The sequence below is a fragment of the Proteus vulgaris genome (assembly GCF_011045815.1).
GTDB classification, from domain to species: domain Bacteria; phylum Pseudomonadota; class Gammaproteobacteria; order Enterobacterales; family Enterobacteriaceae; genus Proteus; species Proteus vulgaris_B.
Map to the genome: position 1 here is coordinate 1,860,897 of NZ_CP047344.1, position 14,792 is coordinate 1,875,688.

The window sequence follows — 14,792 nt, forward strand, 5'->3', positions numbered from 1 at the left end:
GTTATGACGCCTATTTTAGAAATCGGTGAGATGGTTATCTCTACTGATAAAAAGGATTACTTATTTAGACCATCGTTCATCAATATGACAAGAATCGGTGAGCCTAAACAGATTGTTAGTGCATATGGTCAATTAAATGGTGCCGAGGTGCAAGAGTTAATTACACGAGCCGTAATGAGCTACAGGGTTATTCCTGAATGGTTAATAAAAGCCATTAGCAAGCCAACATATGGGCGTAATATCCTACAAACGGCAATGATGGTTATGCAGGCGTGCTGTGATGATGACTGTTCGGAAATCATTGGAGAATGGAAGTCAGGTAAGCGCGGCATTGTCTATAAAAACGGCAAGATGCCAATCGCTGATATTATCGTCATTGCCAGAGAGTTATTCGCTCATGGAATTATCGGTAAAGCGAAGATCCGCAAACTTCAACGTAACGAAGGCAAAAACGAATTCTCAGATGAGTTTATGGCAATTGACTATATTAGCTCTGCTCGTGCGCACTTTGGCATGAATAGAGAGGAAGCCGAGCAATTAACCATGACTGAATTTCAGATGATGCTTAAAGCTAAATATCCTGATGAGAAAGGATTCACTAAAGAAGAATACGACAACATCATGAAGCAAGATGATAAGCGTAATGATGAGTTAATCAGTGGTAAGCGCAGATTAGTGAGTAGAAAGAGAAAGTAGCCAATTATTAGGTTTGATATATTTTATAGTAAAGGTAGGAATATGAATAAAATCCTAAGGCAGTATCGACATATGAAGGTACCTTTATTTGAATCTGGATATATTATCTATTGTAGCTCTTGGGATGATTGGCGCTCTCTACATGAAAAACTAGGCATTGATGGTGGGGATAGTTTTGTTAACGGGGCAAGTCGTACAGTTACTAACGCTCAGTGTGTGCTCCATATTATTGGTGTGTTTAACGGTAAATCATCTACTCTAGCTCACGAGTGTGCGCATATGGCGTTCGACATTTGTCATCGCGTCGGTGTGAGCGTTGAAACAGGATCAGCAAATGAAACATTTTGTCATTTAATTAGCAGGATGATTGATTTCTGTTCTGGAGAACAAAAAAGCCGACCTATGTCGGCTTAATTCAACTAACGCTTACTATCAGGTGTTCTTTTATCAAGAACCCAGGAATTACCTTTTTCAGTTGTTGGTGGCAACCTTTCGTTATCTCTCACGGTGGCGTAATTATCACGCTGTCCACCTCGAGGGCCAACTTCACGATAAATACCACCATCCTTTCCTGTATTTTCACCTGGCTTTTTACTCATAATAAAAACTCCTTGTAATGCTCGTTATTGAGCAGAACAAATATTAGACAGGAATTTTATTAAGTCAAATATCCGTACAAAGGAAATGGGGCTACTACTAACCTGATGACGCTTGATCCTTTATTCGTTTTCTGAAAGCGCCAATCTCAACCTTGTCCGAAGATAGCCGAACGGTGGATTTGAGTTGTTTTATTGGTGAGGCATACTGTTTTTATAAACAGATGTATTTGCAGGGTACCTCATTAAATATGTGAAACAGCTCCACGAGGCTAGGAGAATATTATGTTACTATGCAAAGGAGATGGTAATTATATTGGCACAGAGACAGGCATGGACTTATATAAATTCAAAAGTAATGATCAAATTGGTAGTTTAGATGCTGAAACAGACCATTTTTTATCAGAATGTTTTTTAGAATCATCAGTATATGACACGTTAAAAAAATTTGATAATAAAGACATTGATTTTGTAAAGAGAATAATTGTAGGTCGCACTGGCTCAGGTAAAACAGCAATATTGAAAATGTTATCGAATGACAGCTCAATAAAAAAATCAACAACGATAGAGGCTGAATCTACTGTTTTTGAACATATAAATAATAATGTATTTATTTCAAAACTGGCTGATTCAAATGTTGATTTAAGAGTTTTTTATAAATCTTTATGGATACACGTATTGCTTGTAAAAGTGATAGAAGTTGTTTATTCAAATGAGCAAACATTTCTTGAAAAAATTCAATCCTTAGGTAATTCAAAAAAAAGAAAGTATAATTTAGATTTAGCTAAGGAATATCTAGAGCATTATAAAGATAATTTCTTCAATGATAAAATTGTTGCCGAAATAACTGAAAAATTTCAAGATGAAGTTGGTTTAAGCATAGGTAATAAAGATACTATTTTCGGTGCATCACTTAAAGTTAGTGATGAGCAGGTTGCGAAAATTCAAAGAGAAACGGCTAGATATGTTAGTGCTAATTTATTAAAAAAACAAAAAGAGTTAATAAAGTTTGTTACAGAAGAAAGCCCTGATGAAACACAAAGTAGAATAATAATTAGTATAGATGATTTAGACAAATCTTGGCTGAGTAACAGTACTATAAGATATGATTTTATAAACGCATTATTGGATGCATTTAAAGAATTAATAGACTTAAGATCTGTTAAAATACTGATTTCAATAAGAACAGATATACTAATGGGAATTTATAATACAAATTTAAGACAAGAAGAAAAAGATAGATCTTTAATAATTCCTATAGAATGGAGTAGGTTTGAGTTATCCGAAATATTAGATAAAAGAATAGATTATTTGGTTAAGCATAAATATGCCTCTAAAAAAGAAGTTAAATTTTCTGATATTTTTAATTTTTCAGTTAAAAATGAAAGTGCCTCTGATTATATTTTAGATAGAACAATGTTAAGGCCAAGAGATGCCATAGATTTTGTAAATTTCTGTTTAATGCAAGGTGATGGAAGAACTTCATTGAATGAGGATATGGTTATTGAGGCTGAAGAGAGATATTATACATCTAGAAAAATGGCACTCAATAAAGAATGGATGAGTCAATACCCAAATGTTTTGAAATATATAGATGCAATATCATTAATCAATATTAAAAAATTTAAAATAGAAGAATTGAATAAAGATGAAATATTGATATATGTTATGGAAAACTCATCTATAAATAACTCGGTTGATGAAAAGATAGCAACAGATATTAAATTGTTAGTTAATGTGTGGTTTACTATCGGAATAATAGGAATAGAAAAAACAAAAACACTCACGGTATACTCTAGCTTTGATAAGCCCATTTTGGATATTACAGATTATAATAAAACTTTTGTAATACATCCTTTATTCTATCGAGTGTAACGGATAATAATCCAAATCAACCCACTCCGGTGGGTTTTTTATTGCCTGAATCTCATAGCTTATTGATTCATATTTCAAACTTCAACTCTCATTCCAATTAAGATAACATTAGCAAAACTAATTAAAGGAATAATGAGATCGTGAATAAATCAATAATTGTAATTGTCCTGTCTTGCATTGGTTTTAGTGCTTATGCAGGAACAACCTATACAAGTGAAGAATTAAATAGGCTTGTAGAGCTGGGAACACCACCAAAAGAAATGCCTGAGCATGTTGATAAAATAAAACCAGCACCATTTCCAACCTGTAAATTAGCTATTAATAACATGTATAAAAAAGTGCATGGGGAATACCCAGTTGAGATAACTGGAAATGGTACAGATACATACGCCATAAAAGTATGGACATACGATGGTGTGGCAATGACTAAATGCATTGATGGCAATAGAATATTATCAGGAGCTGAGTACGAGTGATAGGTACGTTAGTAGACTTGGTTAATAAGCGTTAATTGTCTTATTAATCGTACTGCTTATACTCATATAGCTTAATTCATAAACAAGGGCATCCGTGCCCTTTGTTTATTTTGATGGGGGGATTTCCACAAGAAACCCACTAACATCAATAACGCTTTCTGGTATGTGATAGCCTAACTCTTCCAGCTTATCAAATGTTGGCTGCAAAACAGTATCAATATCATCAAGTAAGCCATCTAAATCTAGATCTGATAGTTCGACATTGAAAATAGAATGTCCTAACTTTACCTTCTTATTTATCTCTGCAAACGTCCTTTTAAAAATAATTTCCTTTAATCCTTCTCGTGCATTATTGGCGATTTGCATCGCCTCTTTTGCCGGTATTAAATCATCAGTATTTATTTCACCGGGAAAGCTTGATTCTAGTCTTTGAACTATTTCGGCATTCATTGAACGCCCATTTTCTTTTGCGGTCACTTCTATTTTTTCTTTTAATTCAATTGGTAACCTAATTCTTAATTGAGGATCTTCTCTGCTCATAGAAACACCAGCTACTCGTAATGAAAATAATTACAAAATTATGCCCCACTGTGGGGTTGACTTCAATGACGCACGGTGTGACAATGATTTTGCCCCACATTGAGGCATTGAAAGTTAAGGATGAAATAATGCAAAAAGCAAAAGATATGTATCAGAAGAAAATTAGATTTCCAGAGGATGTGTGCAAGGCAATTCAAGCTAATGGAGATTTGGAGTGTAGAAAATTTAATACGGAGATTATTTATCAACTAAGGAAAGTTTACGGATTGATAGAAAGTAAAAGCCCCAGTTGCGCGAACAACTGAGGCAAGTCGTCAAATAAACCCATCGAAAGGAATAAGTGACATGAACAGTATAACCAAGACAGATTTAACTTTCCAGAGCTTCACATTCAACCCTATCGTTGAAAATGGTCAGGTATGGTTAACATCAACTGAGTTAACAAAAGTGCTTGAGTATAAAAAGACTGACGCTGTCAGCCAAATTTATTCACGCAATTCAGACGAGTTTACGGACTCCATGACAATGACCCTCAATTTGAGTGTCAACGGAATAAACAATAGCTTACGTAATAAAGTGGTCAGAGTTTACTCACTTCGTGGCGCTCACCTGATCGCAATGTTTGCATCCACTCCAGTGGCTAAAGAATTTCGCAAATGGGTACTGGATATTCTGGATAGAGAAGTAGCTGACAAGAAAGATTTACCAGTAGAAAAAGATAGTTCGGTAAGTGCAAACGGATTGTTAGCTAGATTAAGTCTGATTTGTACAACATGGGATGAGGCTAGAAAGGATATTGAAAACTTCGATCCGAAAATGGCGAAACGTCTCAATTCAACAATGAGTATGTTTTTAATGTATTCACAACACATGAAAGGAATAGCTAAGACAAAACAAGTTAGGAGATTAACGCATTGATGGGCACTAAAAACAGAAAAGCCAACAGTTCGCTCCTGTTGGCTAATCCCAAACAAAACCTAAAAGGAATGTTTTATGAGTCAAATTACAGTAGCAAACAATAACTCAGTTGTCACGCAAAACCGTTTTACGGTTCCAGAAGTCTATTATCGTAACCAGAAGGTGATTACCACTGAATCACTGGCTATTGGTTATGGCGCGGAGATTAAAAGCATACAAAATAATTTCAATCGAAATCAATCTAGATTCGAAGAAGGTAAACATTACTTCAAGATTGAAGGTGATGAATTATCTATTTTGCGGTCATCATTTAGTGGAGTGCAAATATCGAACAAAGCTAGATTACTTTATCTCTGGACTGAGCGCGGAGCATCACGCCACGCTAAAATGCTGGAAACTGACCAAGCATGGGATTTCTTTGAATTGCTCGAAGATACCTATTTTGGAACACGAAAAAATAATAACCTTCCTGGTAATTACATTGAGGCACTGGAAAACTTATTAAAAGCAGAAAAAGAGAAAGCAGTGATCGCAGCGGAGCGTGACCACGCGATAGAAACAAAGGCATGGATTGGAAATAAGCGTCAAGCAACTTCAATGGCTACGGCATCTAAAGCTGTTCGTGAAAAGAATCGCCTTGCTGAAAAGCTAGGTGAAAGTAAAAAACATGCAACAGTATTAGCAGTAGAGAAGAAACTAAACAAAAAATTCAAATGGCAACCATTGAAGAAATGGTGCAAAGAGAATGATGTAGAAATATCTACTGTTCATGATGATAGATACGGAACAGCCAACTCATACCCATCAGGCGCATGGAAGTCCGCTTATGATGTGGATTTAGCTAAATTATTCTAAACACCCAAGCCAAGGACGGTTTGCTTGAGATTACATATCACGCCTCTTAACTGAGGCTTTTTGCTTTTCTTTGCACCACAAACAGCTAAACTAATAACAAATTAACTAACGAGGATGGTGTTGTGAGGAAGGTTATTTTAGCTATTGTTATCTTCAGTTTTAATTGCTCAGCATTTGCTTATGGTGAACTATCAAAAAAAGATATCTCTTGGCTTGAGGAGCAGAAAGTAATCAAAGATATTGGTTGCGAGGATTATGTAGATATTTCTTCCTCAAGCAAGAAAAGTGGAGATGTTTCTGTAAATGAATCAGTCTTTAAAAAAGAAAGAATATTCAATAAAAGTAAAGTAGTGTGCTATTTAACTGAAAAAGAAGGTAAGTTTAGTGTTTCAGTCATAGAAGAAGCTGTTATTGATGGAAAAAAAGTGAGCGTTTCCCACACTGATGGATCTGGTTATGTTGGTGGTGATTATTATAATGGGTGGGCTTACAAGTGTAAAAAGGATGCAATGACAGATGAAGTTGCTTGTGGTATGCATCGTGATGATTTTACTATAGAAAAGAACAATGATGGTTACAGAATACAAGTAGGGTATAAACACTTCCCTAATTCTTTATCTTATATAAGAATTAACAAAGAACATCCTATAAAGTCGGAAGATAGTGGTATGTATTCAAGAGAATTGTCTAACGAAATTATCAGCAAGATCTCAGACGAAGATGAAGTTACCATTAGATATACAAAATGGCCCAATGATCGACCTATAGATAAAAAGATTAATATGGATGGATTTAATGTAGCTAAGGAAGTTGTAGGTAATCTTTTAGTTAATTACAAATAACATAAATCAAATATTAAATAACCCTGCCAATCGGCGGGGTTTTTCACTTTAAGGAGCCGATAAATGGCAAATGTAGGCGAAATTGTTTATCAAGTACAGATGGATGTTCAGCAACTACTTACATCTCAACGACAGCTAGAACAGCGATTAAATCGCATGGATGATAGCTTTAACAGAACGTCTCAGTCGGTAAATAACACTGAACGTTCAATGTTATCTTTATCCAAAGTTGCCGCATCACTTGCCGGCTATCTATCAGCTTCAATGGTTGCCAGTTACTCCGAGGCGTGGACTGAATTAAACAACAAGCTATCCAACTCTGTTCGTGCAAGCGAGTCGCTTATTGATGTCACGCAGCGTGTGTTTGATATCTCTCAAGCAACACGATCTAGCCTCGATGCCACAGCAACACTCTACGCACGACTTGAACGAGGAACGAGAGAATACAATACATCAGCGGCAGACTTAGCAAAATTAACATCCATCATCAACCAAGGATTTATCGTCTCTGGTGCAACTGCACAGGAAGCAGAAAACGCCATTATTCAGCTATCGCAGGGTATCGCGTCTGGCGTTCTCCGTGGTGAGGAGTTTAACTCAGTAGCAGAGCAGGGTAGCCGTTTGATGGTTGCACTTGCTGACTCGATGGGTGTTGGTATTGGTCAACTTCGTAAGATGGCGGCAGAAGGAAAGTTAACTACTGATGTTGTTGTGAAAGGACTGCTTTCTCAAGGTGATGCGATCGGTAAAGAGTTCGCTAAAACTACTCGAACAATGTCGCAGGCATTTCAAGAGGCGGGGAACAACTTAACCAAGTTTCTCGGTGAAAATACAACAATAAAGGCATCTATTAACGTATTCAGTGATGCTGTAATTACTGCAAGTAAGAGCCTTGATGAAATGGTTTTAGCGGTTAGTCTTGTTGCCTCCGTTGTTGGTGGTAGATACATTGCTGCAATGGGATTGGCTATCAAAGCTAAAATGCAATCAGCAGTTGCAGCAAGGCAAGAGGCGATAGCAAACCTTCAAGCCGCTAGAGTAGCTGAACACAATGCGATAATGACAGCAAGAAAGACCGCTTTAGATTTAGCAGCAGCCAGAGCGTTAGTTGAGAAAGCGAAAACCGAATTCGCGGCCGCAAGAGGAACAAACGCAGAAGCAACCGCGCTGGCAAATTTAATTGCCGTTAGGTCTGCAGCAACAACCGCGGCGATAAATCATAAGCAAGCAACGCAAGCGCAGACAGTGGCAATGGCTAACTCAGCCGCAGCAGCAAGAGCCGCTTCTGTATCTATCGGTTTAGCTAATAAAGCTCTAGGTTTTGTTGGTGGACCAGCAGGTATAGCAATGGCCGCAGGCGCTGCGATCATGTATTTCTATCAGCAAGCTCAATCTGCAAGAGATGAGGCAGTAAAGCTGGCCGAAGGGGTGGATAAATTAACTGAAGAAATGAAAAAAATGACAAGGGAGCAGAAAAAAGCCGAGATGGCTGAGTTAAGGAAAGCTCTCCCTGAGTTAAGCAATCAAGCCCTTATCACCAGGGTGGCAATGAAACAAGCTGCTGAGAAGGTGCGTGAATTAGAGGCAGATCTAGCATTAGCGGCTGTTGGAACAAGTAAATACACATCACTTTCCAATCAACTTGCAGATGCTGAAGGTGATTTAGCCACAGCAACCAATAAAGCAACTGAAGCATCAAATAATTACAGTCGGACAAAACACACCATATCCTTTATTCAAGCTGATCTTAACGGTGAGTTAAAAGAGGGCTTTGATTTACTAAAAAGAGAAATATCCGTTCTACCAAGTGGTGTAAAGGGATGGGATTCTTATGGTTTTTCTCTCGATAGAGCACTGCAAAAAAAGAAAGAGTTTAATGGTGAAAAAATATCTTTCGAATGGTCTAAAGAGGGGATGGATTTAAGAAAATCACTAGAGCGTGAAATGAAACTAGCTAACGCCAAAAGTGAAGTTGATAAGAGATTATTGCAAGTTGATTTTTACATTGAAGACAAAGGAATAACAGACGAAAGAGAAATATATCAACTTAAACAAACAGCAATAGCCACTCAAGAGGCTCAAGATGCCGCAGCCGAACGTAACAAAACAACCAAAGAATCAACCAAAGCCACAGACGCTGCTTATGAAGCATTAAAGCGCCAGAGAGAAGAAATTGAGCTTTTAAACAAAGGTTACAAAGACGGATCTCTTGAAATGGCTAAGTATGATGCAGTTAAAGCACTGGGTGATACGGCATCTCCTAAGCAGATTGAAAAAGCGGAGCAGCTAGCAGAAGAAAAATACAACATTGAACGTAATCTAGCAGATAAGAAAGCCGCACTTGAGCTTGATTTAGTCGCTAAGGCAAAGGAATCTCACGATAAACAGTTGGCAGACTTAGAGCGGATAACAAAAGATGATGTATCTCTCACTGAACAGGCAGCAAGGCGTAAAGCCGAAATTGAAGCGGAATATCAGCAAAAGATAGCTGAAATAAAGGCTAATAACACTGTATCACCGCAAGATAATTTAAAGGCACAAGTAGACCCTGTTCAGCAACTCAAAAATGAACACGAGCGTAAACTTGCGCTTATCCGTGAATTTGAGACTGAAAAAGGTGCTATCACTCAGCGTGGCTTAGAGTTAATGAATGCCGCCAATACTCAATATGAGCAAGCTAGAACTGATGCTATGTATGAGCTTTGGAGAAATCAATCATTAGGAAACGAAGCTGCCGCGGCTGCACTAGATGCATTCTCTGGTAGCGCATCAAATGCACTTACAGGAATAATCACCCGCTCAATGGAGGCTTCTGACGCATTAAGATCAATTGGTAATACAGTTTTGAATAGCCTAATTAACACCTTTGTTCAGGCTGGAATTGAGCAAGCTAAAGCTGCTTGGTTTGGCGCAGCAGCACAGCAAGGCGCTATCGCAGCAACAACGGCGGTGCAAACGGCTGCTATAGGAACGCAAACGACAGTGAGCACGGCAGCAGCTGCCACAACAACGGCCGCTTGGACACCTGCGGCAATTATGGCATCAATCGCGTCAATGGGGACAGCAGCGAAAATAGGTTTAGCCGCAATCGCTGTGCTTGGTGTTGGTGCAATTGCAGGCGCTCGTAAAAATGGTGGCCCTGTTGATGCTGGTTCAATGTATCGAGTTGGTGAGGGTGGTAAACCTGAGATATTCAAGGCTAACAACGGTCGTCAATACATGATCCCCGGTGATAATGGAAAGGTTATTTCCAATAAAGATATGCAGGGTGGCGGTATGAATGTGAATGTTGTTTTTAATGACTATTCATCTGGTGGCCACAAGTTTGATGCGCAGACCTCACAAGATGGAAACACTATGACCATTCAGGCATTCATTATGGATATGGATAACAAAGGCCCTATGCTTCAATCCATCACAAGAAACACATCGGCAACAGCTAGAGCAAGAGGTTGATATCATGAAAATAAAAAACGCGGTGTTCCACCAAAACGGTTTTTTTATGGACGTGGAGACTGAGCAAGATTTTTGGATATATCTTGGTCGCCACGTCGGGTGGGGGAGATTTAGTAAAGCCGCCTCAGCTAAAAATTCTGCAAATACTTTTGAATTAGTTGAAGTGCGCCCGGCAGAGCAAGAGCAGCCTTCACCGTTAATTCATTCGTCAAATGTGTTATGGCACTTGCAGGAAGCTCTTGGAGTTTTGATAAAATACCACGCTTCTCTTCTTCAGGAATATTTGAAGAAGAAATAATGTGAATAAGTTGAGTCATTGTATCAGAGTGAATTTTAATTGTTCTGATGTCCAGCACAGACTTTAACCCTTCATCACCCATCATAAAATCTATACCGTCAGCAGTAGCCCTAATATTTTCAAAAAGAGAGTATGGATCATCTGTGCGCCGCGGAGAGACGGAAATTAAACCTCGTTCACTAAGGTAATAAATATTGGCAGCAAGTATATGGTCATCCATTAATCCTGGAAATGATTCTGGGTCATACTGATTCCATGATGTGTGATGTGGGTATGAAGCAATGCAGACGGTAAGAATGTGATTCTGTAATTCACGATTAAACTTTTGCATAAATTATCCTTAAATTAAATTTTAGGATAATAAGAATATATGAATGTAAGGAAGTTAATACCTGATAAAAGATCAGCTATAAGGTAAAAGTAAATGATAATAGATTATCCAGACTGGCTTCCTCTGGCGCAGAAAGCCGATAAAAGCATGACGCTAGATACTGGTTTCTTGACAGATCAACCACAGGTAGGCGCACCTATATTTCAGAAGCTCACTGATGACTTAAAAACTGTATGGAGTGTGAATTGGATATTTACACTTCAACAGGAGCGTGCGTTTGCCCAATGGTTGCGAAGTCCTAACTATCTTGATAATTGCAATCGCTGGTTCAAGATGAAAATTAATCTTGGTGGTAGCGGATTGCAGGAACAGGAATTGCATTTTGTTTCCTATCCAGTGCAAACCAGTATTAATGGATCTTCTGTAACATGGACTGGTCAAGTCATTAGTAAGAAACTTTATAATTCAGATGATGAATTCGACGATATTATTGTTGAGTTCCCGCCATCATTTGGAAGCTGGCTTGATATTATCGTCACTGAGACTCTACCTAAGTATAAGGAGTTGTAATGCCTACACTAAGAGAGTATCGAGCACAAAGGCCAAACAGAATACTTTATGAGACACTGCAATTTAGTCATCCGTCATTTGGCGACATCTATCTTGTTTCTTATCAAGTATTCCCAAAGATTCTAGGTGGGGTTGAATATCAGCCTTGTAATTTCGAACTATCTGACAGTCAGCAAAGCAGAACGCCCATCATCGACGCTAGTGTTAAATTTAGCCGTGTCGCACAAGACTTTAAACAGAAACTTAAACTATGGAAATCATTCAATAGAATGACACCCATAGAGGCTACCTATCGCTTATTTGACGAGAAAGACAAAGGCACAGCAATTACTCGATGGAAATTATTTGTGAAAGATGTGTCGATGGATCATGAAAGTGTCACTGTCACGCTATCTATGAGTAATCCATTAAATAAAAACATTGGACGTATTTATGAGCCACAAGAATGGCCGGGATTGGAGGCTGTATGACAACTCAGGATTTCATCAATAAGGTTATCGGTAAACCATGGAAAAACCGGTCTTGCACATTTGACGCTATGGATTGTTGGGGGCTCGTCGTTCTCTATTATCGTCATGTGCTAGGTATTGAGATCCACCATGACGCAGGCTATGAGTCGGAAACTGATTTTGTGACTTGCTATAAAAATGAAGTTGAGTTTTGGGAGAAAGTAAATCAACCAGAAAATAACGGAATATTTATAGGCTATATAGGATCAAAGCCTGCTCACATTGGTTTGATTATTGATGGTAACGCATTACATAGTCGAGGTGAAAATGGTTCTGTGAGAATGGATAGGTTGATTGTTCTTGAGAGAAAGTTCACTAAGTTGGAGTTTATGAAATATGCCAATAATTGAAATTCAGCGTATCGCTGGAGTGCCGAAAGAGAGAGTCGAGATAAAAGCCGGCTCTCTTTTTTTTGATTGGTTAAAAGAGCAAAACTTTCATCATGACGTTGATATCTATGTTAACGGCGTAAAGCTTAACGACGATGATCGCCTTGACTTTATTATTAGTGAATTTCATCACATTCAAATATTCGACCAACCTAAAGGGATTATTGGCGACATTCTTAATCCAGTATTTAAGTTTGTTTCCAAGATATTTTCATTCTTAGCGCCTAAGGCACCATCATTTAGCGCGGCGGATGTAAATGCAAAGGAAAGCCCTAATAACCGATTAACAGGCCAAACCAACATAGCGAGAACATATCAGGCTAGACCTGAAATTCACGGACAAGTTAGAGCTTTCCCCGATCTTATTCAGCAATCAATGTTTGAATACATCGACAATAAAAAGATGGTTACCGAGTGGATGAACTTCGGCATCGGTTACTACACGATTGAGAATGTGAAATATTCAGAGTCTGAACTAATTGCCCTTGATGGTGCTAGTTATCAGATATTCCAACCGGGTGAAGTAATTCCACAGATATTCGAGGGGTTTGAGTTCCCTGATGTTGACGGACAAGAAATACCGGGGCCGAATGAAAGTGACGAAATTCCACAATATGAGGCTACTGCTAACAATGTTATTTCTGGTGAAATTAAAGGTGGTGAAGCTGCCATAAAGATAGAGAAACAAGATGAGTTTCGATATTTTATGGATATCGTAAAGCCTAGATCTGTCAGTCTTGTTGTTAATGTGACTTATGATACTCCGCAGGGTTCGGTTACAAAGGATATTAAGGTTGATGCCTATCTATCAGATGCGAAAGAAAGTGATGATGGCGCCATTATCTCACCAAAATATTACTATGAATTCTTTTTCACTAATTTAACCGGTGGTGATTTGGCAACTCTACCGCCTAATGCAATTGTTAACACATCAAAGTTTGTTCTTTATGACAACCAATTCCTGACAGTAGGGCCTTTCTTTTCTCCGCTTGATGGTGGTGAGTTATGGGTACATTTAAATGCTCAGCTTGGTGATGGCGATTGGGCTAGCGCAAGAATTGAATTCTGGAAGATTGATGATAATAACAATGAGATATCAGGAACAAGGGAGGCGTTTGATAGAGGATTTCCATCTGCACCAAAAACAAAAACATACTATCTTACGGAAAAGTTCAAGCCGTTGGCTGGATATGGAAGGTATGCGCTTCAATTAACTCGATTAGAAAACAGTAATGATCACAGCATTCTTAAGCTAGAGGAAGTCTTTATTGTTAGAGAGAGAATTAACGAAGTACATGAAGAAGATACACTTGTTAAGGTAACAGTGAGGGCAACTGAGGCACCAACGGGAACAAGAGAGCGTAAATACAACGCACTGGCTACACGTCATGTTATTAGTTACGACATGAATAGCCGTAGCGTTGATTATACATTAAGACCGTCACGATCATTTACTGATGCGATCGCTCACACTTGGCTAGTTACCGCAGGACAGCCAGAAAGCACCATAGATTTATATGGTTTGTATTCAATCTATGAATCACTTCCAGATAAGCGCTTAGGATATTTTGATTACACGTTTGATGATGAAGATGTATCGCTGGGTCAGCGTATAGAAACAATATGCAACGTTGCTCGTGTTATTTCATTTTGGGATAACGGCGTGCTTACATTTACTCGTGAGGAGGAAAAGAAATATCCATCTGGTACATTTAACAGAGCTAACACGACAGGAAATGGATTCTCGCTGTCTTATGATATGACAATGCCGAGTGGTAATGATGGTGTTGAAATCGAATATGTAAACCCTAAAACAAACAAAAAGACCTACCTTAAATATCGCATTGAAAATAATGAGATAGTTAAAAAGCCAGCTAAAAACCCTAACAAAATAACCATTCACGGTTGTCGTGATGAGTATCAAGCGATAGATAGAGCGTTATTAGAAATGGATAGGCTAATACATCAGCGCATGAGTATTAGTGTGCAAACTCTCGCAGATGGCGATTATGTTTATCCAGGAGACTTAATTATTGTTGCTGACACATACGATAAGAATCAACAGGCTGGTTATATAGTTGAGAGGATCGGAAATCAATTTTCAACAAATGAAAAAGTTGTCTTTGATGGTGAAATGTTTGTTTGTATCACTGATCACCTAGGTAATACGACAGAAAGATTTAAAGCTACACCAAGAAGCGATACAGCTTACGGATTTATCGCTGATATACCTGATATACAGCTAAATATCTATGACGGTATGAATGTTCAATCTCCGTCACGTTACGTTATATCCAATATCGTTGAAATGGACTCAATGAGATGGATTGTAAGCGACAAAAAGCCTAATGCAGATGGAACTTATAGCATTACAGCAAGTGAGTATTTTTCTGCAAAGAAAGATTACAACGTTTAATTAAATTCATTTCAACCATAGCCAG

At 38.2% G+C, this 14,792-nt stretch carries 16 protein-coding genes; 13 read left to right on the forward strand and 3 right to left on the reverse strand.

Annotated elements, in window-relative coordinates:
- Positions 1-3 precede the first annotated feature (3 nt).
- Together GTH24_RS08895 and GTH24_RS08900 are read left to right on the forward strand one after the other, a co-directional pair.
- Positions 4-696, forward strand: coding sequence for a DUF6246 family protein (locus tag GTH24_RS08895; RefSeq protein ID WP_164526273.1), 693 nt, complete (start codon positions 4-6; stop codon positions 694-696).
- Positions 697-738: 42 nt separating this feature from the next.
- Entirely contained in the window at positions 739-1,110 is a 372-nt protein-coding gene (locus GTH24_RS08900; protein WP_164526274.1) for a hypothetical protein, read from the forward strand.
- A 5-nt stretch (positions 1,111-1,115) separates the two neighbouring features.
- Here the strand turns inward: GTH24_RS08900 and GTH24_RS08905 are convergent, their stop codons facing one another.
- Complete coding sequence (locus GTH24_RS08905) at positions 1,116-1,295, reverse strand: hypothetical protein (protein ID WP_109372780.1); 180 nt, start codon at positions 1,293-1,295, stop codon at positions 1,116-1,118.
- 282 nt (positions 1,296-1,577) lie between these two features.
- On the opposite strand from GTH24_RS08905, the gene GTH24_RS08910 reads away from it, so the two are divergent.
- Positions 1,578-3,167 carry a P-loop ATPase, Sll1717 family gene (locus GTH24_RS08910; protein WP_229096617.1) on the forward strand — a complete coding sequence of 530 codons (1,590 nt, stop codon included), beginning with the start codon at positions 1,578-1,580 and terminating at the stop codon, positions 3,165-3,167.
- Between the two features lie 140 nt (positions 3,168-3,307).
- The gene (locus GTH24_RS08915) at positions 3,308-3,643 is read left to right on the forward strand and encodes a hypothetical protein (protein WP_241254064.1); all 336 of its coding nucleotides are present in this window, start codon (positions 3,308-3,310) and stop codon (positions 3,641-3,643) included.
- Positions 3,644-3,748: 105 nt separating this feature from the next.
- Here the strand turns inward: GTH24_RS08915 and GTH24_RS08920 are convergent, their stop codons facing one another.
- Positions 3,749-4,183, reverse strand: coding sequence for an Arc family DNA-binding protein (locus tag GTH24_RS08920; protein WP_164526275.1), 435 nt, complete (start codon positions 4,181-4,183; stop codon positions 3,749-3,751).
- 128 nt (positions 4,184-4,311) lie between these two features.
- On the opposite strand from GTH24_RS08920, the gene GTH24_RS08925 reads away from it, so the two are divergent.
- From GTH24_RS08925 to GTH24_RS08945, 5 genes are all read left to right on the forward strand, one after another.
- Positions 4,312-4,488, forward strand: coding sequence for an Arc family DNA binding domain-containing protein (locus tag GTH24_RS08925; protein ID WP_164526914.1), 177 nt, complete (start codon positions 4,312-4,314; stop codon positions 4,486-4,488).
- 40 nt (positions 4,489-4,528) lie between these two features.
- Positions 4,529-5,101, forward strand: coding sequence for a BRO-N domain-containing protein (locus GTH24_RS08930; RefSeq protein ID WP_164526276.1), 573 nt, complete (start codon positions 4,529-4,531; stop codon positions 5,099-5,101).
- A gap of 75 nt (positions 5,102-5,176) precedes the next feature.
- Positions 5,177-5,956, forward strand: coding sequence for an ORF6N domain-containing protein (locus tag GTH24_RS08935; protein WP_036895024.1), 780 nt, complete (start codon positions 5,177-5,179; stop codon positions 5,954-5,956).
- 122 nt (positions 5,957-6,078) lie between these two features.
- On the forward strand, positions 6,079-6,798 hold the full coding sequence (locus tag GTH24_RS08940) for a hypothetical protein (RefSeq protein ID WP_164526277.1): 720 nt from the start codon (positions 6,079-6,081) through the stop codon (positions 6,796-6,798).
- Between the two features lie 63 nt (positions 6,799-6,861).
- Positions 6,862-10,254, forward strand: coding sequence for a tape measure protein (locus GTH24_RS08945; RefSeq protein WP_164526278.1), 3,393 nt, complete (start codon positions 6,862-6,864; stop codon positions 10,252-10,254).
- A gap of 128 nt (positions 10,255-10,382) precedes the next feature.
- Here GTH24_RS08945 and GTH24_RS08950 read toward each other — a convergent pair whose 3' ends face one another.
- On the reverse strand, positions 10,383-10,883 hold the full coding sequence (locus tag GTH24_RS08950; RefSeq protein ID WP_164526279.1) for a hypothetical protein: 501 nt from the start codon (positions 10,881-10,883) through the stop codon (positions 10,383-10,385).
- Positions 10,884-10,976: 93 nt separating this feature from the next.
- Between GTH24_RS08950 and GTH24_RS08955 the strand changes: the two genes are divergently transcribed.
- Genes GTH24_RS08955 through GTH24_RS08970 form a run of 4 tightly spaced genes read left to right on the forward strand, consistent with a single transcriptional unit; the run spans position 10,977 to position 14,767 of the window.
- The gene (locus GTH24_RS08955) at positions 10,977-11,453 is read left to right on the forward strand and encodes a hypothetical protein (protein WP_164526280.1); all 477 of its coding nucleotides are present in this window, start codon (positions 10,977-10,979) and stop codon (positions 11,451-11,453) included.
- The gene (locus GTH24_RS08960) at positions 11,453-11,923 is read left to right on the forward strand and encodes a DUF1833 family protein (protein ID WP_164526281.1); all 471 of its coding nucleotides are present in this window, start codon (positions 11,453-11,455) and stop codon (positions 11,921-11,923) included. Before GTH24_RS08955 ends, GTH24_RS08960 begins: the two co-directional genes overlap by 1 nt.
- A complete protein-coding gene (locus GTH24_RS08965) occupies positions 11,920-12,312 on the forward strand; it encodes an NlpC/P60 family protein (protein WP_164526282.1) in 393 nt (130 codons plus the stop codon). The genes GTH24_RS08960 and GTH24_RS08965 overlap by 4 nt, the downstream gene beginning before the upstream one ends.
- Entirely contained in the window at positions 12,299-14,767 is a 2,469-nt protein-coding gene (locus GTH24_RS08970) for a host specificity factor TipJ family phage tail protein (protein ID WP_164526283.1), read from the forward strand. Before GTH24_RS08965 ends, GTH24_RS08970 begins: the two co-directional genes overlap by 14 nt.
- Positions 14,768-14,792: the final 25 nt, after the last annotated feature.

Bases quoted from the DNA above. Each gene is read 5' to 3' on its own strand.
- GTH24_RS08910 (WP_229096617.1), top strand. From the start codon at position 1,578: ATGTTACTATGCAAAGGAGATGGTAATTATATTGGCACAGAGACAGGC.
- GTH24_RS08950 (WP_164526279.1), bottom strand. From the start codon at position 10,883: ATGCAAAAGTTTAATCGTGAATTACAGAATCACATTCTTACCGTCTGC.
- GTH24_RS08965 (WP_164526282.1), top strand. From the start codon at position 11,920: ATGACAACTCAGGATTTCATCAATAAGGTTATCGGTAAACCATGGAAA.
- GTH24_RS08935 (WP_036895024.1), top strand. From the start codon at position 5,177: ATGAGTCAAATTACAGTAGCAAACAATAACTCAGTTGTCACGCAAAAC.
- GTH24_RS08920 (WP_164526275.1), bottom strand. From the start codon at position 4,183: ATGAGCAGAGAAGATCCTCAATTAAGAATTAGGTTACCAATTGAATTA.
- GTH24_RS08925 (WP_164526914.1), top strand. From the start codon at position 4,312: ATGCAAAAAGCAAAAGATATGTATCAGAAGAAAATTAGATTTCCAGAG.
- GTH24_RS08960 (WP_164526281.1), top strand. From the start codon at position 11,453: ATGCCTACACTAAGAGAGTATCGAGCACAAAGGCCAAACAGAATACTT.
- GTH24_RS08930 (WP_164526276.1), top strand. From the start codon at position 4,529: ATGAACAGTATAACCAAGACAGATTTAACTTTCCAGAGCTTCACATTC.
- GTH24_RS08955 (WP_164526280.1), top strand. From the start codon at position 10,977: ATGATAATAGATTATCCAGACTGGCTTCCTCTGGCGCAGAAAGCCGAT.
- GTH24_RS08895 (WP_164526273.1), top strand. From the start codon at position 4: ATGACGCCTATTTTAGAAATCGGTGAGATGGTTATCTCTACTGATAAA.
- GTH24_RS08905 (WP_109372780.1), bottom strand. From the start codon at position 1,295: ATGAGTAAAAAGCCAGGTGAAAATACAGGAAAGGATGGTGGTATTTAT.
- GTH24_RS08900 (WP_164526274.1), top strand. From the start codon at position 739: ATGAATAAAATCCTAAGGCAGTATCGACATATGAAGGTACCTTTATTT.
- GTH24_RS08970 (WP_164526283.1), top strand. From the start codon at position 12,299: ATGCCAATAATTGAAATTCAGCGTATCGCTGGAGTGCCGAAAGAGAGA.
- GTH24_RS08945 (WP_164526278.1), top strand. From the start codon at position 6,862: ATGGCAAATGTAGGCGAAATTGTTTATCAAGTACAGATGGATGTTCAG.